This window comes from Amycolatopsis sp. A1MSW2902 (assembly GCF_017312175.1).
In the GTDB taxonomy this organism is placed as follows: Bacteria; Actinomycetota; Actinomycetes; order Mycobacteriales; family Pseudonocardiaceae; genus Amycolatopsis; species Amycolatopsis nivea.
The window spans coordinates 5,283,394-5,306,842 of record NZ_QJPO01000001.1; the positions used below are offsets into that span (position 1 = coordinate 5,283,394).

Sequence of the window (23,449 nt, forward strand, 5' to 3'; positions counted from 1 at the left end):
TCCGATATATCGTGAACGTGTCGCAACAGTTCGAGAAAGGAACTCAAGACCATGAACCGACGACGACACCCCTTCCCCGGCGGACGCGCGTTCCCCGGCGGACATCACGAACACGGAGAACACGAACAGCACGGCCGGTCCTCGTTCGGCCCCTGGGGCCGGGAATTCGGCGAGTTCGGCTTCGGGCCCGGCGGGCGCGGACGACGCGGCCACGGTCCGGGCGCACGCCGCGGCTCCCGGCGCGGCCGGCGCGGCGACGTGCGGGCGGCGATCCTCACCCTGCTCGCGGAACAGCCGCGGCACGGGTACGAGATCATCCGCGAGATCGGCGAGCGCAGCGGCGGGCTCTGGAAGCCCAGCCCCGGCTCGATCTACCCGACCCTGCAGATGCTGGCCGACGAGAGCCTGGTCGTGAGCCGCGACGAGAGCGGCAAGAAGCTCTTCGAGCTCACCGACGAGGGCCGCACCACCGCCGAACAGCAGACCGGCACGCCGCCGTGGGAGCACTTCACCGACGACGTCGAACCGGTCGAGCACGACCTGCGCAAGGCGGGCGCGACGCTCGCCGCGGCGGTCGTGCAGGTGATGCGCGCCGGCAGCGAGAACCAGCAGGCCCGCGCGGTGGACGTGCTCAACGAGGCACGCCGGTCGATCTACTCGATCCTCGGCGAGGTCGAGGAATCGGAGGACTCGGCCGAGTCCGGAGAGGCAGCCGAGTGACCGGGCAGGACGAGGCCGGTGGGTTTGACGCGGCAGTGCACGCGATAACCCACCGGCAGCGTCACCTCTCCCGATCCCGGGTTCAGGCGGCGCGTGTCAGCGATCGCCCGCTGCGCGACCTTCGCGCTGAACTCGATCTTCAACACTGATTCCGCCGCGGCGAAGTCCGCGAAGCGCCAACGCGTGCGTACGCGCCGACAGTTGAAGCCGTGCGCGGCGAAGAACCGTTCCACCGCAGGCGGGTCGTAGTGCGGCAAATCCGCCCGCATCCACCCGCCGTAGGGCTCGCTGGTCACGTCGAGGTCGACGATCATGATCGATCCTCCGGGCCGCAGCACCCGTTCCGCTTCGCGCAAACCGGGTTCGCATCCAGGGCCGAAGAAATACGCGGTGCGCGCGTGCACGATGTCCACACTGGCGTCGTCCGCCGGCAGCCGCTGCGCTCGTCCCACCCGGACCCGCACGTTCTCCAGATCCCGCACCCGTCGCTCCGCGTCCCGCGCGAGCGGCGGGTGCGGTTCGATTCCGAGCACCGAACGCGCGTCCGCGGCGAAAAGCGGCAAGTGGTACCCGTCACCGCAGCCGAGATCGAGCACGTCGAGGCCGGTCCAGTCGTGCTCTTCGCGCAGTACGCGCCAGATCTCGCCGTCCGCGTCCTGCGCCCGGTTCTCGACGTCGTAAACGTCCTGGTAGTACCAGATGTTCGGACTGGGAACGACTTCCTTCGACGCCGCCGGGCCGCGGAACAACCAGCGCACGGCACTCCTCTCCGCCTCCAGGGGCTCCGACGGGCGCGGCAGCTTTCCCGCTCAGAGCGTAGAACGCCGCTCCGCCGAATAGACTTCACCCTCTCGGGGAGGAGAACGCGATGTCGACCGACTGGCAACTCGCCCGCACGCTCCCGGCAGGCCTGCCCTGCTGGGTCGAGGTGGCGTGCCGCGACGAAGCCCGGACCCAGGACTTCTACTCCCGGCTTTTCGGCTGGGAATACGAAACCCGGCGCGATCCCGCGTCGCCGACCGGCCGGTACTCCATCGCCCTGTGCGACGGGGTTCCCGCCGGCGGCCTGTACGAAGCCGGCGCCCGCAGCGCACCCGGCTGGACGATGCAGCTCGCGGTGCCGCACACGGCGAGCGCCGCCGAATGGGTCGAGCACCTCGGCGGGCAGGTGACGCTCGGGCCGATCGCGATCCCCGAGCGCGGCAGCATCGTGCACGCGATCGACGCGTGCGGCGCGCCGGTGGTGTTCTGGGAAGCCCCGCCGGACTGGCAGTTCGCGGGCGGCGTGCCCAACACGTTCAGCGGCGCGGACCTCAACACGCACGACGGCGTGGCCGCGGACCACTTCTACACCAAGCTGTTCAACTACTCGAGCCGTCAGGTCGGCGACGGCGAAAGCGTCGACTATGCGGAATATTCCATTGAGCACACGGCGGTGCTGTACCGCTACGTGATGGGTCCCGAGTACCGCCGGGACACTCCCCCGCACTGGCTCGTGTACTTCGAGGTCGACCCCGCGCGCGGCGCGGACGCGGCGGCGGGCGAGGCGCTGATGCTGGGCGGTTCGGTGGTGATCGAACCGTACGACACCCCGTTCGGCCGCACCGCGATCCTCGCCGATCCGGACGGCGCGGTGTTCGCGGTGATCGACCACTCGCGGGTGCTGGAAGACGTGGGCCGCGCCGAGGTCGACGACCCGTACGACGACTGAGGATTCAGACGGGGACTCAGGCGGGACTCAGGCCGGGACGAAGGCCGACAGCAGCAGCCACGACACGACGGCCGAGGGCAGCAGCGAGTCGAGGCGGTCCATGATGCCGCCGTGGCCGGGCAGCAGCGTGCCCATGTCCTTGATGCCGAGGTCGCGTTTGATGAGCGATTCGACGAGGTCGCCGAGCGTCGCGGTGAGCACGATGGCCGCGCCGAAGATGACGCCCTGCCACGCGTGGCCGTCCAGCATCAGGCTGATCGTGAGCACGCCCGCGACGATGCCCGCGATCATCGAACCGGCGAAGCCCTCCCAGGACTTCTTCGGGCTGATCGTGGGCGCCATCGGATGCTTGCCGCCGAGCACGCCGGCGATGTAGCCGCCGGTGTCGGAGGCGACGACGCCGATCAGGAACGTGAGCACGCGCCCGACCCCGTCGTGCGGCGGGACGAGCATGGCCGCGAACGCGCCGAACAACGGCAGGTACGCGGCGGCGAAAACGGAAGCGCTGACGTCGCGCACATAGCCCTTCGCGCCGCCGGGCAACCGCCACAGCAGGCACGCGAGCACGGTGAGCACGAACGCGGTGAGCGCGCCTTCCCGGCCGAACGGCCAGGCCAGCCAGATCATCGCCTGCCCGCCGACGAGCACCGGGATCAGCGCGACCTTGGTGTCCGCGACCCGGCGCAGCACGCCGGAGAACTCGAACGTGCCGACCGCGATCGCGGCGGCGATGACCCCGATGAAAATGAACCGGACGGTGACCAGGGAAACGATGATCGCGGCCCCGAGCAGCAGCCCGACGCCGATCGCCGCGGGAAGGTTGCGCCCGGCCCGGGAGGCTTTCTTCTCCGGTTCGGCCTTCGCTTCGTCGCTGACTTTCCCGCCGTTCACCGGGCCGGTCTTCGCGCCGCGCTCCGGTTTGCCCCCGGGCTCGCCTTCGGCCGCACTTTTCGCTGATCCGCCCTTGAACGCAGCTTTCGCGCCTTCGGCCAACCCGCCCTCAGTGGTGTCTTTCGAGCCCTTTGCCGACCCGCCCTGGGGCGCAGCCTTCGCGCCCTTCGCCAGGCCACCCGCGGGAACGCCCTTCGCACCCTTCGCCGACTCGCCCCCGGATTCCCCGGGATTCCCCGCCGCAGCACCGGATTCCGCGCGCGCATTCGTCGCGGAATCCGATTTCCGCTGCCCAGCAGGGGTTTCCGAAGCCGGTTCCAGCCGCGAAACCGGGTCCGGCTCGGCGGCCGGGCCCAGTGGCGGGGTGTCGCTCACCCGCTCGTCGCGTTCCTCGCTCACCTGGCTCATCAGACCTCGAGCAGCTCGGCTTCCTTGTGTTTCACCAGCTCGTCGACCTGGTGCACGTAGGTGTCGGTGAGGTTCTGCAGTTCCTTCTCCGCGCGCGCGACCTCGTCCTCGCCCGCTTCGCCGTCCTTGGCGATGCGGTCGAGTTCTTCCTTGGCCTTGCGGCGGACGCTGCGGATCGAGACGCGGGCGTCCTCGCCCTTGCCCTTCGCGACCTTCACCATCTCCTTGCGCCGCTCCTCGGTGAGCTGCGGGATGACGATGCGGATGACGTTGCCGTCGTTGCTCGGGTTGACGCCGAGGTCGGACTCGCGGATCGCCTTCTCGATGGCGTTCAGCTGCGTCTGGTCGTAAGGCTTGATCAACGCCATCCGGGCCTCCGGCACGTTGACGCTGGCCAGCTGGTTCAGCGGGGTCGGCGCACCGTAGTACTCGACGACGATGCGGGAGAACATCGACGGGTGGGCCCGCCCGGTGCGCACCGACGTGAGGTCTTCCTTCGCGACGGACACCGCTTTTTCCATCTTCTCCTCGGCGTCGAGGAGGGTCTCGTCGATCACGGCTACTCCCGGTGTTGTGTTGTCGGACCTGAGCTTGATCCCAGCAGGTCTAGGCGGACGCCTCGTCGGCGGGGGTCGAGACCAGCGTGCCGATCCTCTCACCGCCCACCGCGCGGGCGATGTTGCCCTCGGTGAGCAGGTTGAACACGATGATCGGCATCTTGTTGTCCATGCAGAGGCTGAACGCGGTGGCGTCGGCGACCTTGAGACCGCGCTCGAGCACCTCGCGGTGCGTGATGTCGGTGAACATCTTCGCGTCCGGGTCGGTCTTCGGGTCGGCGGTGTAGACGCCGTCCACGGCCTTGGCCATCAGCACGGCTTCGCAGCCGAGTTCGAGCGCGCGCTGCGCGGCGGCGGTGTCGGTGGAGAAGTACGGCATGCCGACGCCGGCGCCGAAGATGACGACGCGGCCCTTCTCGAGATGCCGTTCCGCGCGGCGCGGAATGTAGGGCTCGGCGACCTGGCCCATCGTGATCGCGGTCTGCACGCGGGTCGGGAGGCCTTCCTTTTCGAGGAAGTCCTGCAGCGCGAGGCAGTTCATCACGGTGCCGAGCATCGCCATGTAGTCGGCGCGGTCGCGGTCCATGCCGCGCTGCGACAGCTCCGCGCCGCGGAAATAGTTGCCGCCGCCGATCACCACCGCGATCTGCACCCCGGTGCGCGCGACGTCGGCGATCTGCTGGGCGACGGAGTGCACGACGTCGGGGTCGACGCCCACCGCGCCGCCGCCGAACATCTCGCCGCCCAGTTTCAGCAGCACCCGGCGGTACCCGCCCTCGACCCGGTCCTCACCCATGTCTGTCGCCTCCTGCCCCTCGGTAGACCCGACTGTGCCCCGTCCCCGATGCGCGGAGACGGGGCACAGTGCCAGAACCTAGTCCCAGTGCCTCGCTCAGGCCTGGCCGACCTCGAACCGGGCGAACCGGGTCAGGGTCACGCCCGCCTCGTCGAGCAGGGCCTTGACGGTCTTCTTGTTGTCCTTGACCGACGGCTGCTCGAGCAGCACGTTGTCCTTGTAGTACGCGTTGACCTTGCCCTCGATGATCTTCGGCAGCGCCTGCTCGGGCTTGCCTTCCTCGCGGGCGGTCTGCTCGGCGATGCGGCGCTCGTTCTCGATGATCTCGGCCGGCACCTCCTCGCGGGTCAGGTACTTCGCGCGCAGCGCGGCGACCTGCATGGCGGCGCCGCGAGCGGCGTCGACGTCGTCACCGGTGAACTCGACCAGCACGCCGACGGCGGGCGGGAGGTCGGAGCCGCGGCGGTGCAGGTAGGTCGCGGTCTTGCCCTCGAACGACACCACGCGGCGCAGCTCGAGCTTCTCGCCGATGCGGGCCGACAGCTCCTGCACGACCTCGTTGACCGGCTTGCCGTCCAGGTCGGCGGCCTTCAGTGCCTCGACGTCGCTGGACTTCAGCGCCTTCGCGGTCTCGACGATCTTCGCCGCGAGCTGCTGGAAGTCGTCGTTCTTGGCGACGAAGTCGGTCTCGGAGTCGAGCTCGATCATGACGCCGCCGTCGCCGGCGACCAGGCCCTCGGCGGTGGCGCGCTCGGCGCGCTTGCCGACGTCCTTGGCACCCTTGATGCGCAGGAACTCGACAGCCTTCTCGAAGTCGCCGTCGTTCTCCTCGAGGGCCTTCTTGCAGTCCATCATGCCCGCGCCGGTCATCTCGCGCAGGCGCTTCACGTCAGCGGCGGTGTAGTTCGCCATCGTGTTGAATCCGTCCGTTTCAGGTACGTGTGCGGTGAGCGCCGTCCGGGCGGCCCTGCGCGGACCGCCCGGACGGGGTGGATCAGGAGTTGGCCGGAGCCTGCTCGCCGGTCGCTTCCGCGGTTTCGGTCGCGGCGGTCTCGGTCGCGGCGGCCGTCTCGGTGGCGGCAGCGGCCTCGGTCGCGTCGGCGGCGGCGGTCTCCGAGCCCGCGAGGAGCTCCTTCTCCCACTCGGCCAGCGGCTCGTCCGAAGCACCGGTCTCCGGCTTCGCGTCGGCCGAGGCGCCGTTGCGGCCGGAACGGGCCATCAGCCCGGCCGCGGCGGCCTCGGCGACGACCTTCGTCAGCAGCGCGGCGGAACGGATCGCGTCGTCGTTGCCCGGGATCGGGTAGTCGACCTCGTCCGGGTCGCAGTTGGTGTCGAGGATGGCGACGACCGGGATGTTGAGCTTGCGAGCCTCGCCGACGGCGATGTGCTCCTTCTTGGTGTCGACGATCCACACCGCGGACGGCACCTTGGCCATGTCCCGGATGCCGCCCAGGGTCTTCTCGAGCTTGTCCTTCTCGCGGGTCAGCGTGAGGATCTCGCGCTTGGTCAGGCCGGTGAAACCGCCGGTCTGCTCCTGGGCCTCGAGCTCCTTCAGGCGGAGAAGGCGCTTGTGGACGGTCTGGAAGTTGGTCAGCATGCCGCCGAGCCAGCGCTGGTTCACGTAGGGCATGCCCACGCGCGCGGCCTCGTTGGCGATCGCTTCCTGAGCCTGCTTCTTCGTGCCGACGAACATGATGGTGCCGCCGTGCGCGACGGTTTCCTTGATGAACTCGAACGCACGGTCGATGTACGTCAGCGTCTGCTGCAGGTCGATGATGTAGATGCCGTTGCGCTCGGTGAAGATGTAGCGCTTCATCTTCGGGTTCCACCGACGGGTCTGGTGCCCGAAGTGCACGCCGCTGTCGAGCAGCTGCTTCATGGTGACGACGGCCATTGCCGGAATCACACCTTTTCTGTAGTCGCGCGCTCCCGCTGCCGGTGTTCGTTCCGCCCGCGGAGGCGCTGTTCCGGTTAGTCGCCCCCGACCGGGAGGTCGTGGGCCCTGGTGCCGCAGCCGATGCCCGGACCCGTGGGTTCGGCTGTGCGAAACCCCAGGGACCGCCGGACACCGTGCGCCCCTCCGTCCGGGTTCCCGCCAGAAGCGGCCCGTCCGGGGACGCGCGCACGTGCACGCGAAGTCAGCCCAGCGAGTGGACTGCGGAATTGATTCTACCCCCTGCCACCAGGCCCGCCCCTGCGGGCAGCCTTCGCCCGGCCCGGAGTTGTCCACAACCGCGCCCACCTGTGGACAACCCCCGCTGAACAGCGGGTTCCGGTCGGCCGGCGCCCGAGGATGGGGACATGACCACTACGCGATCTTTTCCCGTTGCCGCCGTTGCTTCCCGCACTGCCGATTCTCCTGAGGATTCCCCGGTTCTTGCGCCCTCGGTTCCTGCACCCTCGACGTCGAGCTCTCTGCCCAATCCCGCCGCTGCCCCCGCTGAACCCCGCACGGCATCCCCCGTGCGTGAACCCTCGGCACCGAATTCTGTGGCCGACGCTCCTGCTTGTCCCGCCAACTCCTCCTCGGCTTCCCCGTCGCGTGCGCCCTCGACACCGCGTGCGGCCAGGTCAATGCCCTCCCCTGTGCCTCGTCCGGACAGAGAAGCGAGCAGCCAATCCGGCCCCTCGCCGAATCCGTCGCCGCTCGATCGGCCGCCTGCGACGCCGTCGCCAGCGTCGTCAGTGCCACTGCCGTCGTCGCCGTCATCGACTGCGGTGGCGGCCGAGTCGGCGGGGCCGGGATCAGAGGGATCGGAATCGGCCGGGTTGGGGTCGGAGCCAGCGGTGTCGGCCTCGGCAGCGAGGGTGCCGGATTCGCCTCATCCGGTGGTCCTGGCAACCGCGGCCCTGCTCACTCAGCACCCATCGGCAGGTGCTGCCCTCCTGAGCCCGGACGACGCCATCCCGCCCCCGACCTCAACGGGTCCGCTCCCGCGCGGCGGCCGCCACCGACGACCGCCCGCCAAGCCGCCCAGAATCCGCACCGCGCTCCGCCGCACGTGGACCCGCGCGAGGTCCGCCGCGAGCACCGTCACCCGGTACGCCCTCTTCGCCTCCCGCAGGCTCCTCCGCCCTACCCGTCCAAGACCCGCGGCCCTTTTGCCGAACATCCGAATCTCCCTGCCCTGCGATTTCAGCTGGGGTCACCCACCCCTGCGTCTGGCCGGAGCAGGCGGCGAACTCCCGATGTTCGCCCCGCGCAGCCGCAAAGTCACCCGAACGTGGCTGATCCTCGCGACGGTCTTGACCCTGTCCGCGGGCTCAGCAGCCCTGCTCCACTCCCGAGCCGACGCCGCACCCCTCCAGCCCATTCAGGAAGAACCCGGACGGCTGGCCTGGCCCCTGACGCCCCGCCCGCACGTCACCCGCAACTTCGAACCGCCCGCGACCCCGTTCGGCCCCGGTCACCGAGGCGTAGACCTGGAAGCCGCCACCGGACAACAGGTGCTGGCCGCGGACATGGGAGTGGTGGTCTTCGCCGGTCAGGTCGCGGGACAAGGAGTAGTCGCCGTCGACCACGACGGCGGCCTCCACACGACCTACCTCCCGATCACCCCGACAGTCGCCGCAGGAGACCAGATCTACCGCGGCCAGCCGTTGGGAACCGCCGTCCCCGGCCACCCCGGTTGCCCGACCGCCACCTGCCTGCACTGGGGAGCCCGCCGCGGCACGGAATACATCGACCCGCTCGCCTTGGTCGGCACTCCCAGCCGGGTACGCCTCAAGCCGTGGGCGGAAGGCCCGTGACGCCAAGGCAGCCGCCGCTACCGGCCGATCGATCCGAAGGAGGTCACTAGGCTCAAACCATCGACACATCGACCGTGGTCCGCCGCCGTGTCGACAGTGGTCCGCCGCCTGGTCAGCCTGCGGTCCGCACCGACCGTGCCTGAGCATCGGACAAGCCTTGCGAACAAGGCAATCGTTGCGCCGGTTGCGGATCCGGAGGTCAGCCGCTGGGCTGCTCCATCAGCTTGGCGCGCAGCCGCATCACCGCGCGGGTGTGCAGCTGGCTCACGCGCGATTCCGTGACTCCCAGGACCTTGCCGATTTCCGCGAGGGTCAGGCTTTCGAAGTAGTAGAGGCTGACGACGATCTTGTCCCGGTCGGTCAGCTGCGCGATGGCTTCGGCGAGCTGGCGGCGGTTGTCCTGGTCCACGAGGACGGCCACCGGGTCGACCGCGCCGTCGTCGGGGAGGGTGTCGACCAGCGAACCGGCGTCTTTCCCCGCGGCGACAAGGTCTTCCAGCGCCACCACGCTGGTGAGGCGGAGCTGGCCGTAGAAGTCGCGCAGGTCGTCGAGGCTGATGCCCATTTCGCCGGCGAGTTCGGCGTCGGTCGGGGTTCGGTGCAGGCGGGCGCCGAGGCGTTCCAGGGCGCGGGCCGTTTCCTTCGCCTTGCTGCGCACCGCGCGAGGGACCCAGTCCTGGGAGCGCAGGTCGTCCAGGATGGCGCCGCGGATGCGTTGCATCGCATACGTCTCGAAGCGCAGGCCGCGTTCCGGGTCGAACTTCTCGATCGCGTCGACCAGACCGAAAATGCCTGACTGCACAAGGTCGCCGACGTCTACGTGCGTCGGCAGACCGGTGCCGACCCGGCCCGCGACGTACTTCACCAGCGGTGCGTAGTGCAGCACCAGCCGGTCGCGCGACGTCTGGTCCGGTTTGTCGGCGAACTGCTGCCACAGCGCCTGAATCCCCGCGTCGACGTCCTGACCAGGACGACCGTCCCCGCTGACGGCGTCCTGCACGCCGGGGCGTGCCGCCCCGGCTTCCGTGACCTGCGATGTGGAAGTCATTGCACGGTCGTTCTCGGCGTGCTGCTCAGTGTTGTCTCCGTGCTCGTGCGGATGCGCGTGCGCCGACGGTTCGGCCCTGCCGTCCCCGGCCGAGCCTCCGCCGGCCGCGTCAGGCCCGCGGGTGTGCTCGGTCATGGATCGCCTTCAGCCGATCGACGGTCACATGAGTGTAGAGCTGGGTCGTGGCCAGCGTAGCGTGACCAAGCAGTTCCTGAACGCTCCTGAGATCGGCACCTCCTTCGAGCAGATGCGTCGCGGCGGAATGCCTTAGCCCGTGCGGCCCCATGTCCGTTGCGCCCGGCACCGCGGCCACCGCCTCGTGCACCACCCGGCGCGCCGCGCGCGGGTCGAGACGCTTGCCGCGAACGCCCAGGAAAAGCGCCGCTGGCGGCGTTTCCCCAGCCAGCGCAGGCCGTCCGTCCTCCAGCCACGCCGTCAGCGCCTCAGCCGCCGGGACGCCGAACGGAACCGTCCGCTCCTTGTCCCCCTTGCCCACCACCGAAACCACGCGGCGGGAAAAGTCCACGCTGCCGACGTCCAGTCCGCACAACTCCGACACCCGAATGCCGGTTGCGTACAGCATTTCGACCAACGCGCGGTCACGCAGAGCGACCGGATCCCGTTCGGCTGCCCCTTTCGCGGAGACGTCCATGAGCGCGTCGGCTTGCTCGGCGCGGAGTACCCCCGGCAAGGTCCGGTGCGTGCGCGGCGCGGCCAGCCGGCCGCCCGGGTCCGACTTCAGCAAACCGGTGCGGTGCGCCCAAGCCGTGAAGGTGCGCGCGGCCGCGGCGCGGCGCGCAAGGGTGGTGCGCCCGGCGCCGTCCGAGCGCTGCCCCGCGAGCCACGCGCGCAGCTGCGTGACGTCCAAGTCCTCAAAGCGCCGCGCGGGACGGTCGCCCTCCCCCACGGTCAGGAACGCCAGCAGCGAAACGACATCGCCGACGTACGCGCGCACGGTGTGCGGCGACAGCCCGCGCTCCAGCGACAGATGCCGTTCGTAACCGGCCACCACCGATTCGGCGGACTCCGGCAATTCGGCGCGAAGTGCACGAAGATCGGGTCGTGGCGGGCGTTTCCGGTGTCCACCGGGACGCGGGACCGCGTCCTTGCGTGCACTCGCTGACGGCATGACGATTACGCTGCGCGAACCATCGCCATTGGTCAAGCATCGCCACGCCCATCATCGGTTGGCCGTTCGGACTATCTGCCGCCAGCCGGTCTCGCCGCGCACCGCGAAGCCGTCGACTTCCAGTGCGGGCAACAAGGCGCGAACTCGGGAAACCGGCACGCCAGCGCTTTCCGCGACCTCCTCCGGAGCCCGGCCAGCCCGGGGAAGCAGCGCGTCGTAAACCCGCGACGCCTCCGGACCGAGATTGTCCGTGGGCCGCCGACTCGACTCGGCCGCGGGAGCAGCGGTGCCGAACCTGCCCACGGTTTCGAGCACCTCGTCAACCGAAGTGACCAACGTGGCCTTGCAGTCCCGGATCAGTGCGTGGCAACCGGCCGAACTGCCCGAATGCACTGATCCCGGCAACGCCATCACGACCTTGCCGAGCGCACCCGCGATGGTGGCGGTATTGCGCGCACCGCTACGGATTCCGGCCTCCACAACGACTGTTCCATCGGTAAGACCTGCGATAAGGCGATTTCGCACCAGAAATCGATGGCGTGCGGGCGGGGTCTTCGGCGCGTACTCGCTGACGATCGCGCCACCCTCGGCGACGATGCGGTCCAACAAGCCGCTGTTCCCAACCGGATAGGAATAGTCGACTGCGCAACCGAGGAGCGCGACCGTGACCCCGCCGCCGCTGAGCGCGCCTCGGTGGGCGGCGGCGTCGATGCCCAGGGCGGCACCGGAGAAGACCGGTACTTGGCGGGTTGCCAAGGCGTGGCCGATCTCGACGGCGTTGTGCAGGCCGTAGTCCGTGGCCATCCGAGCGCCGACGACCGCCACCGCGCGGTCCGCGACTTCGGCCAGGCTCGCGTCGCCGCGCACCCAGAGCCCGAGCGGCGCCGCCACGTGCTTCACACCGTTTCCGGTTGCTACCGCTAGCGACAGCAGTGGCCACGCGGGCCATTCGTGGTCTTCGGGAACCACGAGCCGGGCACCGGCTTTGGCGGCTGCCTCGAGATCTTGTTCCGCGATCGTGGATTCCCGCCGCGCGGCCGTTTCGCGGAGAACCTTCTCGGGACAGTCCCCGGCCCGGACGCGCTCGGCGGCCGCGACCGGCCCTTGTTCGCCGACGAACTCCAGCAGATGCGGTGCCGGTGGTTCCGCGACGCCGAGCAGATACGCGCGGGCGAGGCGTTCGGAGTCGGTCGCCGCAGTCTGGTCCTCAACGGCGATGCTCACGCCGCACCTCTTCGGCTGCCGGGGTTTTCGGGGCGGACGACGGCGAGGTGGCGGTGCAGCGCTAACCGTTCTCGGACCCGGACCGGATCGTGCTCGGGGCGGACTTCCCGGTGCCGGACCGGATGCAGATGCCGGACGATCTTGTGCTGCGGCGTCTTCGGCCTGCGGTGCCGGGTGCGCTGGGACGAGGAGGGGATGGCTCGGTGGGACATGGTGCTTTCCTTTCGTTGGGATTCCGGACCGGCGGGTTTGCCGATTCGGGGCTTGGGCTTGGGCTTGGGCTTGGGCTTGGGCTTGGGCTTGGGCTTGGGCTTGGGCTTGGGCTTGGGCTTGGGCTTGGGCTTGGGCTTGGGCTTGGGCTTGGGCTTGGGCTTGGGCTTGGGCTTGGGCTTGGGCTTGGGCTTGGGCTTGGGCTTGGGCTTGGGCTTGGGCTTGGGCTTGGGCTTGGGCTTGGGCTTGGGCTTGGGCTTGGGCTTGGGCTTGGGCTTGGGCTTGGGCTTGGGCTTGGGCTTGGGCTTGGGCTTGGGCTTGGGCTTGGGCTTGGGCTTGGGCTTGGGCTTGGGCTTGGGCTTGGGCTTGGGCTTGGGCTTGGGCTTGGGACACAGAATTGCCGGTCTGGGGGTTGGGACATCTGGTCCGGACATCGATGCGCGGGTACGGGGGTTGATTTCGGGGCGTTCGCCGTCGGGCGGGCTCGGTGTGCGGGGTGGATCAGCCGGTTTTGCGTTCTCGGAAGTCCAGGGCCGCGGTGACGTGGTCGGTGTCGGGTTGGGACAAGGCGGCCAGGTCGGCCAGCGTCCAGGCGATGCGGAGGCATCTGTCGGCTCCTCGGGCGGTCAGCAAACCTCGGTCCAGGGCTCGATCCAGGACTGCGGTGGCGGGGGGTGGCAGGGCGAAATCTCGACGCAGGATCGGGCCCGGGACTTCGGTGTTGGACTGCCAGCCGTGTTCGTGCCAGCGGTGTTTGGCTCTTTCGCGGGCGGCCAGGACGCGGGCTCGGACGGTCGAGGACGGTTCTGGGGTGGTGGATTGGTGGGCGGAGATCGCGGTGAGGGGGCGTAGGCGGACGCGGAGGTCTACTCGGTCCAGGAGAGGGCCCGAAAGGCGCGACAGGTAGCGGCGGCGGGTGGGTACTGAGCAGGTGCAGTCGGTTTCTCGCGGTGGGGCGCAGGGGCAGGGGTTGGTGGCCAGCACCAGTTGGAACTGGGCGGGGTAGCGGACGACGCCTTTCGCGCGGGCAATGCGGACTTCGCCTTCTTCCATGACGGTGCGGAGCGAGTCGAGGCGTTGGTTGCCGAATTCGCAGGCCTCGTCTAGGAAAAGCACGCCTCGGTGGGCTCGGCTGATGGCACCGGGAGCTGCTAAGCCGGTGCCGCCGCCGATTAGGGCTGGTGGGCTGATCGAGTGGTGTGGGGCGACGAAGGGCGGGACTGTCACCAGGGGCGATGACTTGGAGAGGGAGCCGTCTACTGAGTGGATGGCGGTTACTTCCAGGGACTCGGCTGGGGAGAGGTCGGGCAGCAGGCCTGGGAGACGCCTGGCCAGCATGCTTTTGCCTACGCCGGGCGGGCCGGTGAGCAGGAGGTGGTGGCCGCCTGCTGCGGCGACTTCCAGGGCCCATCTGGCTTCTGGTTGGCCTACTACGTCGGCCAGGTCGGGGACTTCTACTGGGGCGGCGGCTGCGGGAGCGGCGGGTGGTTCCAGGTCGGCTTCGTCTTTGAGCCAGGCGATGAGTTCTGCCAGGCGGGTTACTCCGGAGACTTCCAGGCCGTCTACCAGGGCGGCTTCTACCAACGACTCGGTGGGCACGACGGCGCGTTCGTGGCCGGCGGCTTTGGCTGCGAGCAGGCCGGGGAGGACGCCGCGTACGGGGCGGATTCGGCCGTCCAAGGCCAGTTCGCCCAGCAGGATTGTGTGCAGGAGCTTTCGGGCTGGGACGGCACCGATGGCGGCTAGGACGGCGGCGGCGATGCCCAGGTCGTAGCCGGAGCCCATTTTGGGCAGGTTGGCGGGAGACAGGGCCAGCGTGATCTTGCCGTCGGGCCAGGATTCGCCGGAGTTGCGGACTGCGGAGCGGACTCGGTCTTTCGCCTCGCGGAGGCCGGCGTCGGGCAGGCCGACCAGGGTGACTCGGCTCAGGCCGCCGCCCAGATCGGCTTCGATTTCCACTACGCGGCCTTCGATGCCGAGCAACGCGACGGACCAGGTTTTGGCGTGGGGCATCAGAAAGCACCCACCAGGTGCCGCACGACCGGCTCTTCGCCGTCGGGGGCGTAGACGGTCACGACGTCGTAGCGGATGCGGCACCAGCCGACTCGATGTTCCTTGAGCCAGCGCATCGCGGCGCGGTGCACGCGGTCGATCTTGTCCTGCGTGACGGATTCGGCGGGAGTGCCGTATTCGGTGCTGGAGCGGGTTTTGACCTCGCAGAAGATCACCCGGTCGCCCTCGGACAGGACTAAATCCAGCTCGCCCTCGCGGCAGTGCCAGTTCCGGCTGAGCAGGACCATGCCGGCGGCCTGCAGATGCCGGGCGGCGAGGTCCTCGCCCCAGCGGCCGAACGTCCGTCGCCAGGCAGCGCCGGGGTGCGGGCCGTCGTTCATGGTGTCCCCCTCGGACAGCGTGAGCACCGTCGATCACGGTGCGTGTGCTTTCACGATCGCAGTGTGATCAAACGCAGCGCCAGGGGGATTCCGAGCAACTGTGGATAAGCCGGGGGTTGTGGATCAAGCGCTGGTCTCCGGGCGAGAAAACCGGCGGATTGTCGGTGCGGTGTGCGTGAGGGCAGGGAACGACGAAGGCCACCCGGGCAGGTGCCGGGTGGCCTCGTGGTGAGAGAAAAGCGGGGGTCAGCCCGAGAACGGGCCGTCCTCGGGGAGCCGCAGGTCGGGCTTGTCCAGTTCTTCGACGTTGACGTCCTTGAAGGTGATGACCCGGACGTGCTTCACGAACCGGGCGGGGCGGTACATGTCCCACACCCAGGCGTCCGACATCCGCACCTCGAAGTACACCTCGCCCCCGCCGTCGCGGACCTGGACGTCCACCGCGTTGGCCAGGTAGAACCGCCGCTCGGTCTCCACCACGTACGAGAACTGGCCCACTATGTCGCGGTACTCGCGGTACAGCGAGAGCTCCATCTCGGTCTCGTACTTCTCGAGATCCTCTGCGCTCATGAAATCCGCGCCCCTCCTCGCATTCGTCCTGCTCCGGCGGCGGAGCGTTCATTCTTACCCACCGAGCGGCCCGGGGCACGGACCGGCCCGCCCGCTTTTTCCAGGGCATTCTCCAGTGCAGCGTAGGTGAGCACGACCGGATGCGGGGCAGTGAGTCCGTGTGCGAGGGCGACAGTGGCGACATTCGTGTAGGACCAGCGGTGCGCCGGGCTCGGGCCGTGCTCACTCAGCGCAGCCAGATGGTCCGAGGTGCTGTAGCCCTTGTGCACGTCGAAGCCGTACGCCGGCAACTCTTCGTGCAGGCCGGCCATGATCCGGTCCCTCGTCACCTTCGCCAGGACCGACGCCGCCGCGATGCTCGCGACGCTGCGGTCTCCCTTGATCACCGCGACATTCGGCGCGGGAATGCCGGGAACCGGGAAGCCGTCGGTGAGGACGTACCCGGGATGCGTGCGCAGTCCGGCGACGGCGCGGCGCATGCCTTCCAGGTTCATCACCCGGATGCCGAGCAGGTCCACCTGCTCGGAGGGGATGACGATCACCGAGTAGTCGAGGGCGCGCTGCAGGACCCGGTCGTAAACCCGGTCCCGGGCCTTCGCCGTGAGCATCTTCGAATCGGTCAGCTCGGGCAGGCGCGCGCCGTCGCCGGGACGGAGCACGCACGAAGCCACCACGAGCGGGCCCGCGCAGGCTCCGGCGCCGGCTTCGTCCACGCCGGCGACCGGGCCTAGGCCGCGTCGTTCGAGTGCGCCTTGCAGACCCCAGAACAGCTCGCCGCGCACCACGGCACGGGGCGGGCGCAGCGGTTCCGCCGGAGTGCGGGGAGGAGGGAGAGTCACCGAAACACCACCCGGGAGTCGCGGACGACGGAGCGCACCGCTCAGCGTCTCCGGCCAGCCGCCTTGCGGAGGCGTGCCTTCAACCGGCGTCCGACGAAGAGCGTCGGCACCGCGGTGGCGAAACCGATGCCGAGCGGCAGCCCTTGCTGCCACGCGGGCGCGCCGAGCGCGACCGGCTGGGCGTTCTGCTGCGGATTGTGGTCCGAGATCCCGCCCCAGCGGCTCGGCGGCAGCACGATGATGCGGGCCTTGCCGATGACGTCGTCGACCGGAACCGCGCCGTTGGGCCCGCCGCCGCCCTGATAACGCGAGTCGGCGGAGTTGTTGCGGTTGTCGCCCATCACCCAGAGCGCGCCCTGCGGGACCTTCACCGGGGCGAACGACTCCTGCACGCGGTGGTTGTCGTCTTCCCAGTGGATGTAGGGCTCGTCGAGGGCCTTGCCGTCCACGATCACCCGGTTGCGGTCGTCGCAGCACTGGACGGTCTGGCCGCCGGTGGCGATGACGCGCTTGACGAAGTCCCGCTCGTCCGGCGGCGCGAAGCCGACCAGCGAACCGAGACCGCGCAGCGCGCGCACGACGATGTTGCTCGACTCCTGCGGCGCGATCTCGTTCTCGGTCCACGCGGGCGGGCCCTTGAACACGATCACGTCCCCCGGGGAGGGGTCGGTGAAGTCGTAGGTGACGCGGTCGACCAGGATCCGGTCGCCGGTGCAGCTCGGGCAGCCGTGCAGCGTGGACTCCATGGATCCCGACGGGATCATGTAGACCTTGGCGAGGAACGCCTGGATCAGGATCGTGAGCACCAGGGCGATCACGATCAGGATCGGCAGTTCCTTCCAGAACGACCGCTTTTTCGAGGACTTGCCCCGCCGGTGCGACCCCCGACGCCCGCCGGACCGTTCCTGGTCCTCCTCCGGGCGTTCGGGGCCGTCCTCATCGGCGTTCCGCGACACAGGTTCGACCACGTCGCCAGGCTACCGGTAACCGGCTCGTCACTCAGGAGGCGGAGGTGGTCTCGCGGTTCTCGCGGCGCTCCTTGATCTTGGCCTTCTTGCCGCGCAGCTCGCGCAGGTAGTACAGCTTCGCCCGGCGGACGTCGCCGCGCTTGAAGACCTCGACCTCGGCCAGGTTCGGCGAGTGCACCGGGAAGGTGCGCTCGACGCCCACGCCGAACGAAACCTTGCGCACGGTGAAGGTCTCCCGGATGCCGCCGCCCTGACGGCGGATCACGACGCCCTGGAAGACCTGGTTGCGCTCGCGGTTGCCCTCGATGACGCGGACGTGCACCTTGAGCGTGTCGCCGGGGCGGAAGTCCGGGATGTCGGAACGCAGTGACTGCGCGTCCAGCGCGTCCAGGGTGTTCATCGGTGGTCCGTCCTCGTATTCGTGTGGCTTACGTACAGCTCGAGCGCGCAGCGGATCACTGCGACTAGCCCGGGGCTGATGGCATTCACGGTTGGCATCGCGACTGAACAGCCGCTGTGAGCGCATGTGAAGCACCACGCGTCACGCCAACTAATCCATTATGGCAGAGGCCCCCGGAGACCTCGCACGGGGCCTATCCGGGCTGGTCGTCCAGCCCTTCGAGGACCTCGCGGTCCCGCTTGTCCAGGCTGCCCTCGGGCAGCCGGTCCAGGAGATCCGGCCGCCGCTGGGCGGTGCGAGCCAGCGCCTGGTCGCGCCGCCAGCGGTCGATGAGCGCGTGGTTGCCCGAGCGCAGCACGTCCGGAACCGCCAGGTCGCGCCATACTTCCGGGCGGGTGTAGCTGGGGCCTTCGAGCAAGCCGTCGGAGAACGAGTCCTCGGCCGCCGAGCGCGCGTTGCCGAGCACGCCCGGCAGCAGCCGGACCACGGCCTCGACGATCACCAGCACCGCGGCCTCGCCGCCGACCAGCACGTAGTCGCCGATGGAGACCTCGTCCACCGGCATCCGGCGGGCCGCGTCGTCGACCACCCGCTGGTCGATGCCCTCGTAGCGGCCGCAGGCGAACACCAGGTGCTTTTCCTCGGCGTAGGAATGCGCCAGCTCCTGGGTGAACGGCTTGCCCGCCGGGGTCGGGACCACGAGCCGGGTCCCCTCGCCGCACACGTCGTCCAGCGCGGGGCCCCAGATCTGCGGCTTCATGACCATGCCGGGGCCGCCGCCGTACGGCGCGTCGTCCACCGCGCGGTGCACGTCGTGGGTCCAGTCGCGCAGGTCGTGCACGCCGACCTCGATGAGGCCGCGGTCGATCGCCCGGCCCAGCAGCGCCGCGCGCAGCGGGTCGAGGTACTCGGGGAAAATGGTGACGACGTCGATGCGCAAGCGGTTACCAGTTCCAGTACTCGGCGGCCTGGGCGTGCCACGGGCTCGGGACGTCCTGGTCGATCGCGAAGGCCATGCCCAGCCCCTTCGCGATCTTGATGCTGCGGTGCAGGGTCTTGCGGATCGGCGACCCGGCGGGCAGCCCGTTGTCGTCCGACCACGTCTCGGTCTGCGTGACGCAGGTGCGCGCCCCGAAGCGGGCGTTCGAGCACGGAGCGGGCGCGCCCCACGTCTGCAGGTGCTCGAAGTGGACGACCTTGCCCGAGCTCTTCTCGGTGATCGTGCCGCGCGCGACGAGCCGGTAGTCGGTGGATGGCACCGTCCAGCGCACGTAGTGCTGGCGGCCGCCGTCGGACGGGATCGGCGTGCAGGTGGAACCGGTGCACGCGAGTTCTTCGGTGACGCGCTCCGTGTAGTACGTGCCGTTGCCGTCCCAGCCGTCGATCAGCACCCAGTCGCCCGAGCGGACGAAGTGCTCGGCGGTCGCGGGCGGCCACGTGACCGGGTCGCCCCAGGTGATCTGCGATTCGGTGGCCGACTGCGGCGACCACGCCCACTGGAACGCCTTCTCCCCCGGCGGCGCGTACTGTCCGGCGCTGCGCTGGAACATCATCGAGAAGTCGCCGTACACCGGCGAAGCGGCCTGCGCGGGCGGCGCGGCGAAAGCGGTGGCCAAAACGGCTGCGAAGACAGCCTTCGTCCAGAACTTCACGAACTCCCCCTCAGTCAGCGCCGAGGAGGCCTTCGGGCGGATCGAGCACGACCCGGCCCCCCGCGACGTCCACCACCGGAACGATGGCGCGGACGAAAGGTACCAAGACCGAGCGTCCGTCATGATCGAGTTCGAGCAATTCCCCGGCCGGCGAGTGGACCACCTCGACGACCTTGCCCACGGCCGTCCCGTCGGCAAGTTCGGCGCGAAGCCCGGCCAGCTCGTGGTCGTAGAACTCGTCCGGGTCGCCGGTGGGCGGCAGCGTGGCGGTGTCCGCCAGCAGCAGGGCGCCGCGGAGGGTTTCCGCGACGTCGCGCGTGAGCACTTCCTCGAAACGCACCAGCAGCCGCCCGCTGTGTTCGCGGGCGGCTGCGATGGTGAGTTCTCTCGTGCTGCCGTCGCGCAGCTTCGTCGTGACGACCGCACCGATCGCGAACCGCTCCTGCGGCGAATCCGTGCGCACGTCGACCGCGAGCTCGCCGCGGATGCCGTGCGCCTTCGCGATACGGCCGACTACGACGTCCATACCTGACCGTTTCCGAGAATCCGGGTCAGCGATCGGTGTCGACGACGTCCACGCGGACGCCTCGGCCGCCGATGCCGCCCATCACGGTGCGCAGAGCGGTCGCGGTGCGCCCGCCCCGGCCGATCACCTTGCCGAGATCGTCGGGGTGGACGTGCACCTCGAGCGTGCGGCCACGACGCGTGGTCAGCAGCTCGACCCGGACCTCGTCCGGGTTGTCGACGATCCCGCGCACCAGGTGCTCGAGGGAGTCGGCGAGGAAGCTCACTCGGACTTCTCGCCCTCGGCAGCCTCGGCCTTGTCGGCTTCGGCCTTCTTCGGGGCCGACTTCTTCTTCGGCGTGACGGCCTCGGTGGAGGGCTCCTCGCCCGCCGCGGCCAGCGCCGCGTTGAACAGGTCCTGCTTGGACGGCTTCGGCTCGGCCACCTTCAGGGTGCCCTCGGCTCCCGGCAGGCCCTTGAACTTCTGCCAGTCGCCGGTGATCTCGAGGATGCGCTGGACCGGCTCGGTCGGCTGCGCGCCGACGCCCAGCCAGTACTGCGCCCGCTCGGTGTCGACCTCGATGAAGCTCGGCTCTTCCTTGGGGTGGTACTTGCCGATCGTCTCGATGGCCTTGCCGTCCCGGCGGGTGCGCGCGTCGGCGATGATGATGCGGTAGTACGGCGCACGGATCTTGCCGAGGCGCTGCAGCTTGATCTTGACGGCCACGGGTGTGGGTACTCCTCAGTGCTGTGTGGTGCAGGGCGCGCGCAGAACCCGTGGGGACAGGCTCGCGGCGCCCGGAGGTCAGGAGCTTCCACACGGCGAGAGGGTCCGGCGGAAGCGGGCAAGCGAACATTCTGCCAGATGCCGTCGTTGTGCCTGCGCAGGGGCCTCAGAAGGACGCGAGGCCGAGCGCGCCGAGCAGGATCGCGACGGCGGGCAGGAAGTTGTTGACCGCGTGCGCGACGATGCTGCCCGCCAGCCGTCCGGTGGACAGCCGGGCCAGCCCGATCGGGATGGAGATCACCAGCAGCAGCGTGGTGCGCAGCGGTTCCAGGTGGCTGGCCGCGAAGACCGCGGTGGACAGCAGGAACGCGGCGACCCGGCCCCAGCGCTCGCTGCGCCACTGCAGCCGCTCGACCGCGCCCCAGAGCAGGCCGCGGTAGATGATCTCCTCGCAGATCGGCCCGAGCAGCCACAGGTAGCCGAACATCACCGCGGCGGCGGGCACGGACATCTTGCGGTCGTCGACCAGCGCGCTGATCGCCGACGTCGCGTCCGCGGCGCCGACCAGCTGGGTCCACACGTAGGCGCTCAGCGAGGTGAGCACGAGGCCGAGCATGCCGAATTTGAGCCCGGTCCAGACGTCCGCCCAGCGCCATTCGAGCCGCAGGTCGAGCTTCGGGCCGTTGCCGCGCACGACGGTGACCAGCACCGCGACGCCCGCGGCGATCATGGTGGGCAGCATCGTGCCGAGCAGCACCGTGCCGATCGGGAGCGGCTTGCCCGGAGCCGTGGGGCCGGCCAGCGCGCCGATGAACGCGGCCGACGCCAGCAGCACCGCCTCGACCAGCAGGAACGCCCCGAATCCCCAGCGATGCGCCGGGAACGCGGTCGGTTCGGCCACCAAGTCCTCCGGGGAGAGCGCGCGGGAGAAAGGTTCACGGGGCTGTGATGTGGTCACGCCCGCCTCCCCGTGCTCGCTCTGCTCACCGGTCGAGCCTAGCGGCCGAAATGGTTTCGCACAGTACTCGGCCGGTCACCGGTTTCCCTCAATGCCCGGTGAAGAGAAGGACGGCGGGCGGCAGGTTGTTCGCCGCGTGCGCGAGCACGCTCGCCGAGGTCCGGCCGGAAAAATGCCGCGCCAGCCCGAGGACGAGACCCTGGCCGAACAGCGCGATCGTGCGCGTGGTCTCGCCGTGCAGCAGCGCGAACACCAACGAGGTGAGCACGAGCACCACCCACGGCGGGATCCGGTAGTGCAGCAGGGCGTTCCACAGCGCCCCGCGCACCAGCAGTTCCTCGGTGAGCGGGACGGCGACCACCAGGACCAGCGCGGTCGCGATCAGCCAGACCGGGCTGCCGCCGGACACGTCGGGCAGGTCGGTGAGCGGGCTGTCGGACACCTCGTCGCCGCCGAAGACCGCGATTTCGGCGGCGTTCAGCACGAAGCCGACGACGAGCGCGAGCAGGCCGCAGGCGAGGCCGATGCGGAGGTCGCGGCCCCGGGTGCGGAGCCCGAAGTCGCGTTCGAGGCCGGAGCCGTACCGCAGCGAGGCGGTCGCCGGGCCGAGGCCGAGGACCAGGTTCGGCAGGAACGCCAGCAGCAGCAACGGTCCCGCGTACGCCTCGACCGGGTCGTCGTCGCCGACGTGCCGGTTGAACGCGGCGGCGGTGAGGAGGGTGACGAGGTAGTAGCCGGCTACTCCGAAGAAGAACGCGGCGAAAGCCCAATGGGCGCCCAGGATTCGCTTTCCCCCACCGTCTTCGGCCACGGGTTCACGCTATGTGGCTGGGGCGTGGCGCATCGAGGCGGGGTCGTCTCGCGCTTGTCGACCGGACTGCCCCTCGCCCCGGCGCGGACGCGGAGGTCCGTGAGGGTCGCCTTGAGGGAATCTGATTCCCTCCAGGCGACCCTCACGGACTTCTGCGGAGCGGGAAGGCCACTGGGCCACCTCGTGCCCCGACGGGTATCGCATGCAACGAACGCCACATTGGGTGCGTCGCATGCAACCAATGCCACATTGGGTGCGTTCAGCGCAACCAATGCCACATTGGGGGTTTTTCATCCTGGTTTGTGCTGGTCATGGTGGGTTGGCGGGGTGTGGTAGTTGTCAGGCTGGGGTGGGCTGGGCGGTGTCGCGGGTGTGTTGTTCGTGTTGGGTGAGGACGAGCAGGGCGCGGACGAGGGTGGTGGCGTGGCGTGGTGCGATGCGGAGTTTGTCGAGGACGCGCCAGGTTTTGAGGGCGGCGAAGCCGCCCTCGACCGCGCAGCGCATCGCGTTGAACGCGGAGTTGGCGGTTTTCTGGGCGTGGGTGAGCGGCCGGTTCGTTTCGGCTTTGTAGGGGGTGAGCACGATCTGTTCGCACGGCCCGTCGCACTGGTCGCAGCGGCGGGTGTCGCGGACGTCTTTGCGCCAGCCCTGGTAGCCCTTGTCCGCGGCGGGGGTCAGGCCGCGGGCGTGGATGCGGTCGCGCAGCCGGTGGCGGCGGGCGGCGGTGATGTCGGCGGTCCTGCCCGGCAGCGCGGCCGAGACCCACAGCAGCCGTCCGTGTTCGTCGGTGAGGCCTTGGACGTTGAGGCCGTGGTGTTTGTGCTTGCCGCTGTAGTTGCGGCGATTGTCTGTGCCGGTGCGGCGGCGGGTGCGGATCAGGGTCCCGTCGGCCAGCACCACCGCCGCGCCGCGGGCGGCCAGCCGCCGCAGCACCCGGTCCAGCCGCGGCGCCCGGGCCGCGAGCAGGTCGATGGCTTCCAGCAGCCAGCGGCGGATCGTGGCGGCCGACACCGCGTTGGCGCGGGACAGGTCCAGCAGCCGCTGGTCGTGGCGCAGCATCGCCAGCACCAGCACCGCCTGCTCGGCCGGGGACGCCTTGCGCCACCGCGACCCGATCGCCCGGCGGCGGCGGCCGATCAACCCGGCCAGCATCGCGATCGTGGGCGGCGACACCGGCAACACG

At 69.7% G+C, this 23,449-nt stretch carries 27 protein-coding genes; 3 read left to right on the top strand and 24 right to left on the bottom strand.

Going from position 1 to position 23,449, the window contains the following annotated elements; translation table 11 throughout:
• The first annotated feature begins 51 nt into the window (after positions 1-51).
• On the top strand, positions 52-720 hold the full coding sequence (locus DMP23_RS24195; protein ID WP_337822606.1) for a PadR family transcriptional regulator: 669 nt from the start codon (positions 52-54) through the stop codon (positions 718-720).
• On the opposite strand, the gene DMP23_RS24200 is transcribed toward DMP23_RS24195, so the two are convergent.
• Positions 654-1,478: a class I SAM-dependent methyltransferase gene (locus tag DMP23_RS24200; RefSeq protein ID WP_167756656.1), complete on the bottom strand. Its 825-nt coding sequence runs from the start codon at positions 1,476-1,478 to the stop codon at positions 654-656. The genes DMP23_RS24195 and DMP23_RS24200 overlap by 67 nt on opposite strands.
• A gap of 110 nt (positions 1,479-1,588) precedes the next feature.
• On the opposite strand from DMP23_RS24200, the gene DMP23_RS24205 reads away from it, so the two are divergent.
• On the top strand, positions 1,589-2,431 hold the full coding sequence (locus DMP23_RS24205) for a VOC family protein (protein ID WP_037810319.1): 843 nt from the start codon (positions 1,589-1,591) through the stop codon (positions 2,429-2,431).
• 27 nt (positions 2,432-2,458) lie between these two features.
• Here the strand turns inward: DMP23_RS24205 and DMP23_RS24210 are convergent, their stop codons facing one another.
• From DMP23_RS24210 to rpsB, 5 genes are all read right to left on the bottom strand, one after another.
• Positions 2,459-3,322, bottom strand: coding sequence for a phosphatidate cytidylyltransferase (locus DMP23_RS24210; RefSeq protein ID WP_337824443.1), 864 nt, complete (start codon positions 3,320-3,322; stop codon positions 2,459-2,461).
• Positions 3,323-3,729: 407 nt separating this feature from the next.
• Positions 3,730-4,287, bottom strand: coding sequence for a ribosome recycling factor (frr, locus tag DMP23_RS24215; RefSeq protein WP_037810317.1), 558 nt, complete (start codon positions 4,285-4,287; stop codon positions 3,730-3,732).
• A gap of 49 nt (positions 4,288-4,336) precedes the next feature.
• Entirely contained in the window at positions 4,337-5,083 is a 747-nt protein-coding gene (gene pyrH / locus DMP23_RS24220; RefSeq protein ID WP_037810316.1) for a UMP kinase, read from the bottom strand.
• Positions 5,084-5,179: 96 nt separating this feature from the next.
• A complete protein-coding gene (tsf, locus tag DMP23_RS24225; protein WP_037810315.1) occupies positions 5,180-5,995 on the bottom strand; it encodes a translation elongation factor Ts in 816 nt (271 codons plus the stop codon).
• 82 nt (positions 5,996-6,077) lie between these two features.
• Positions 6,078-6,977, bottom strand: coding sequence for a 30S ribosomal protein S2 (gene rpsB / locus DMP23_RS24230; RefSeq protein ID WP_037810313.1), 900 nt, complete (start codon positions 6,975-6,977; stop codon positions 6,078-6,080).
• A 1,295-nt stretch (positions 6,978-8,272) separates the two neighbouring features.
• Between rpsB and DMP23_RS24235 the strand changes: the two genes are divergently transcribed.
• Positions 8,273-8,833, top strand: coding sequence for a murein hydrolase activator EnvC family protein (locus DMP23_RS24235; protein WP_337822607.1), 561 nt, complete (start codon positions 8,273-8,275; stop codon positions 8,831-8,833).
• A 199-nt stretch (positions 8,834-9,032) separates the two neighbouring features.
• Here DMP23_RS24235 and DMP23_RS24240 read toward each other — a convergent pair whose 3' ends face one another.
• From DMP23_RS24240 to DMP23_RS24325, 18 genes are all read right to left on the bottom strand, one after another.
• Complete coding sequence (locus DMP23_RS24240; RefSeq protein ID WP_238607796.1) at positions 9,033-10,016, bottom strand: FliA/WhiG family RNA polymerase sigma factor; 984 nt, start codon at positions 10,014-10,016, stop codon at positions 9,033-9,035.
• Positions 9,991-11,010 carry a tyrosine recombinase XerC gene (locus DMP23_RS24245; RefSeq protein ID WP_337822608.1) on the bottom strand — a complete coding sequence of 340 codons (1,020 nt, stop codon included), beginning with the start codon at positions 11,008-11,010 and terminating at the stop codon, positions 9,991-9,993. The genes DMP23_RS24240 and DMP23_RS24245 overlap by 26 nt, the downstream gene beginning before the upstream one ends.
• Positions 11,011-11,061: 51 nt before the next feature.
• Entirely contained in the window at positions 11,062-12,234 is a 1,173-nt protein-coding gene (gene dprA, locus DMP23_RS24250; RefSeq protein WP_275294311.1) for a DNA-processing protein DprA, read from the bottom strand.
• A complete protein-coding gene (locus tag DMP23_RS24255; RefSeq protein ID WP_337822609.1) occupies positions 12,231-12,878 on the bottom strand; it encodes a hypothetical protein in 648 nt (215 codons plus the stop codon). The genes dprA and DMP23_RS24255 overlap by 4 nt, the downstream gene beginning before the upstream one ends.
• A gap of 67 nt (positions 12,879-12,945) precedes the next feature.
• The gene (locus tag DMP23_RS24260) at positions 12,946-14,457 is read right to left on the bottom strand and encodes a YifB family Mg chelatase-like AAA ATPase (protein ID WP_337822610.1); all 1,512 of its coding nucleotides are present in this window, start codon (positions 14,455-14,457) and stop codon (positions 12,946-12,948) included.
• Positions 14,457-14,837 (bottom strand): YraN family protein, encoded by a 381-nt coding sequence (locus DMP23_RS24265; RefSeq protein ID WP_037810446.1) that lies wholly within the window; start codon positions 14,835-14,837, stop codon positions 14,457-14,459. The genes DMP23_RS24260 and DMP23_RS24265 overlap by 1 nt, the downstream gene beginning before the upstream one ends.
• A gap of 246 nt (positions 14,838-15,083) precedes the next feature.
• Entirely contained in the window at positions 15,084-15,407 is a 324-nt protein-coding gene (locus DMP23_RS24270; protein ID WP_003096226.1) for a DUF2469 domain-containing protein, read from the bottom strand.
• The gene (locus DMP23_RS24275; protein WP_051171578.1) at positions 15,404-16,192 is read right to left on the bottom strand and encodes a ribonuclease HII; all 789 of its coding nucleotides are present in this window, start codon (positions 16,190-16,192) and stop codon (positions 15,404-15,406) included. Before DMP23_RS24275 ends, DMP23_RS24270 begins: the two co-directional genes overlap by 4 nt.
• A 95-nt stretch (positions 16,193-16,287) precedes the next feature.
• Complete coding sequence (lepB, locus tag DMP23_RS24280) at positions 16,288-17,214, bottom strand: signal peptidase I (RefSeq protein WP_337822611.1); 927 nt, start codon at positions 17,212-17,214, stop codon at positions 16,288-16,290.
• 31 nt (positions 17,215-17,245) lie between these two features.
• Complete coding sequence (gene rplS / locus DMP23_RS24285; protein ID WP_009074470.1) at positions 17,246-17,614, bottom strand: 50S ribosomal protein L19; 369 nt, start codon at positions 17,612-17,614, stop codon at positions 17,246-17,248.
• Between the two features lie 193 nt (positions 17,615-17,807).
• On the bottom strand, positions 17,808-18,554 hold the full coding sequence (gene trmD / locus DMP23_RS24290; RefSeq protein WP_238607818.1) for a tRNA (guanosine(37)-N1)-methyltransferase TrmD: 747 nt from the start codon (positions 18,552-18,554) through the stop codon (positions 17,808-17,810).
• A 4-nt stretch (positions 18,555-18,558) separates the two neighbouring features.
• Positions 18,559-19,266 (bottom strand): hypothetical protein, encoded by a 708-nt coding sequence (locus DMP23_RS24295; RefSeq protein WP_337822612.1) that lies wholly within the window; start codon positions 19,264-19,266, stop codon positions 18,559-18,561.
• Between the two features lie 10 nt (positions 19,267-19,276).
• Positions 19,277-19,792 carry a ribosome maturation factor RimM gene (gene rimM, locus DMP23_RS24300; RefSeq protein WP_337822613.1) on the bottom strand — a complete coding sequence of 172 codons (516 nt, stop codon included), beginning with the start codon at positions 19,790-19,792 and terminating at the stop codon, positions 19,277-19,279.
• Positions 19,793-19,817: 25 nt separating this feature from the next.
• Complete coding sequence (locus DMP23_RS24305) at positions 19,818-20,057, bottom strand: RNA-binding protein (protein WP_003103110.1); 240 nt, start codon at positions 20,055-20,057, stop codon at positions 19,818-19,820.
• Positions 20,054-20,497 carry a 30S ribosomal protein S16 gene (gene rpsP / locus DMP23_RS24310; RefSeq protein ID WP_037810269.1) on the bottom strand — a complete coding sequence of 148 codons (444 nt, stop codon included), beginning with the start codon at positions 20,495-20,497 and terminating at the stop codon, positions 20,054-20,056. Before rpsP ends, DMP23_RS24305 begins: the two co-directional genes overlap by 4 nt.
• 166 nt (positions 20,498-20,663) lie before the next feature.
• Positions 20,664-21,455 carry a CPBP family intramembrane glutamic endopeptidase gene (locus DMP23_RS24315; protein ID WP_337822614.1) on the bottom strand — a complete coding sequence of 264 codons (792 nt, stop codon included), beginning with the start codon at positions 21,453-21,455 and terminating at the stop codon, positions 20,664-20,666.
• Positions 21,456-21,543: 88 nt separating this feature from the next.
• The gene (locus DMP23_RS24320; RefSeq protein WP_037810266.1) at positions 21,544-22,266 is read right to left on the bottom strand and encodes a CPBP family glutamic-type intramembrane protease; all 723 of its coding nucleotides are present in this window, start codon (positions 22,264-22,266) and stop codon (positions 21,544-21,546) included.
• A 339-nt stretch (positions 22,267-22,605) separates the two neighbouring features.
• Entirely contained in the window at positions 22,606-23,439 is an 834-nt protein-coding gene (locus tag DMP23_RS24325) for a transposase family protein (RefSeq protein WP_337822615.1), read from the bottom strand.
• Positions 23,440-23,449: the final 10 nt, after the last annotated feature.

Bases quoted from the DNA above. Each gene is read 5' to 3' on its own strand.
- pyrH (WP_037810316.1), bottom strand. From the start codon at position 5,083: ATGGGTGAGGACCGGGTCGAGGGCGGGTACCGCCGGGTGCTGCTGAAA.
- DMP23_RS24240 (WP_238607796.1), bottom strand. From the start codon at position 10,016: ATGACCGAGCACACCCGCGGGCCTGACGCGGCCGGCGGAGGCTCGGCC.
- DMP23_RS24195 (WP_337822606.1), top strand. From the start codon at position 52: ATGAACCGACGACGACACCCCTTCCCCGGCGGACGCGCGTTCCCCGGC.
- DMP23_RS24235 (WP_337822607.1), top strand. From the start codon at position 8,273: ATGTTCGCCCCGCGCAGCCGCAAAGTCACCCGAACGTGGCTGATCCTC.
- DMP23_RS24260 (WP_337822610.1), bottom strand. From the start codon at position 14,457: ATGCCCCACGCCAAAACCTGGTCCGTCGCGTTGCTCGGCATCGAAGGC.
- DMP23_RS24265 (WP_037810446.1), bottom strand. From the start codon at position 14,837: ATGAACGACGGCCCGCACCCCGGCGCTGCCTGGCGACGGACGTTCGGC.
- rplS (WP_009074470.1), bottom strand. From the start codon at position 17,614: ATGAACACCCTGGACGCGCTGGACGCGCAGTCACTGCGTTCCGACATC.
- DMP23_RS24270 (WP_003096226.1), bottom strand. From the start codon at position 15,407: ATGAGCGCAGAGGATCTCGAGAAGTACGAGACCGAGATGGAGCTCTCG.
- DMP23_RS24245 (WP_337822608.1), bottom strand. From the start codon at position 11,010: ATGCCGTCAGCGAGTGCACGCAAGGACGCGGTCCCGCGTCCCGGTGGA.
- rimM (WP_337822613.1), bottom strand. From the start codon at position 19,792: ATGGACGTCGTAGTCGGCCGTATCGCGAAGGCGCACGGCATCCGCGGC.
- tsf (WP_037810315.1), bottom strand. From the start codon at position 5,995: ATGGCGAACTACACCGCCGCTGACGTGAAGCGCCTGCGCGAGATGACC.
- DMP23_RS24205 (WP_037810319.1), top strand. From the start codon at position 1,589: ATGTCGACCGACTGGCAACTCGCCCGCACGCTCCCGGCAGGCCTGCCC.
- DMP23_RS24255 (WP_337822609.1), bottom strand. From the start codon at position 12,878: ATGTCCGGACCAGATGTCCCAACCCCCAGACCGGCAATTCTGTGTCCC.
- rpsB (WP_037810313.1), bottom strand. From the start codon at position 6,977: ATGGCCGTCGTCACCATGAAGCAGCTGCTCGACAGCGGCGTGCACTTC.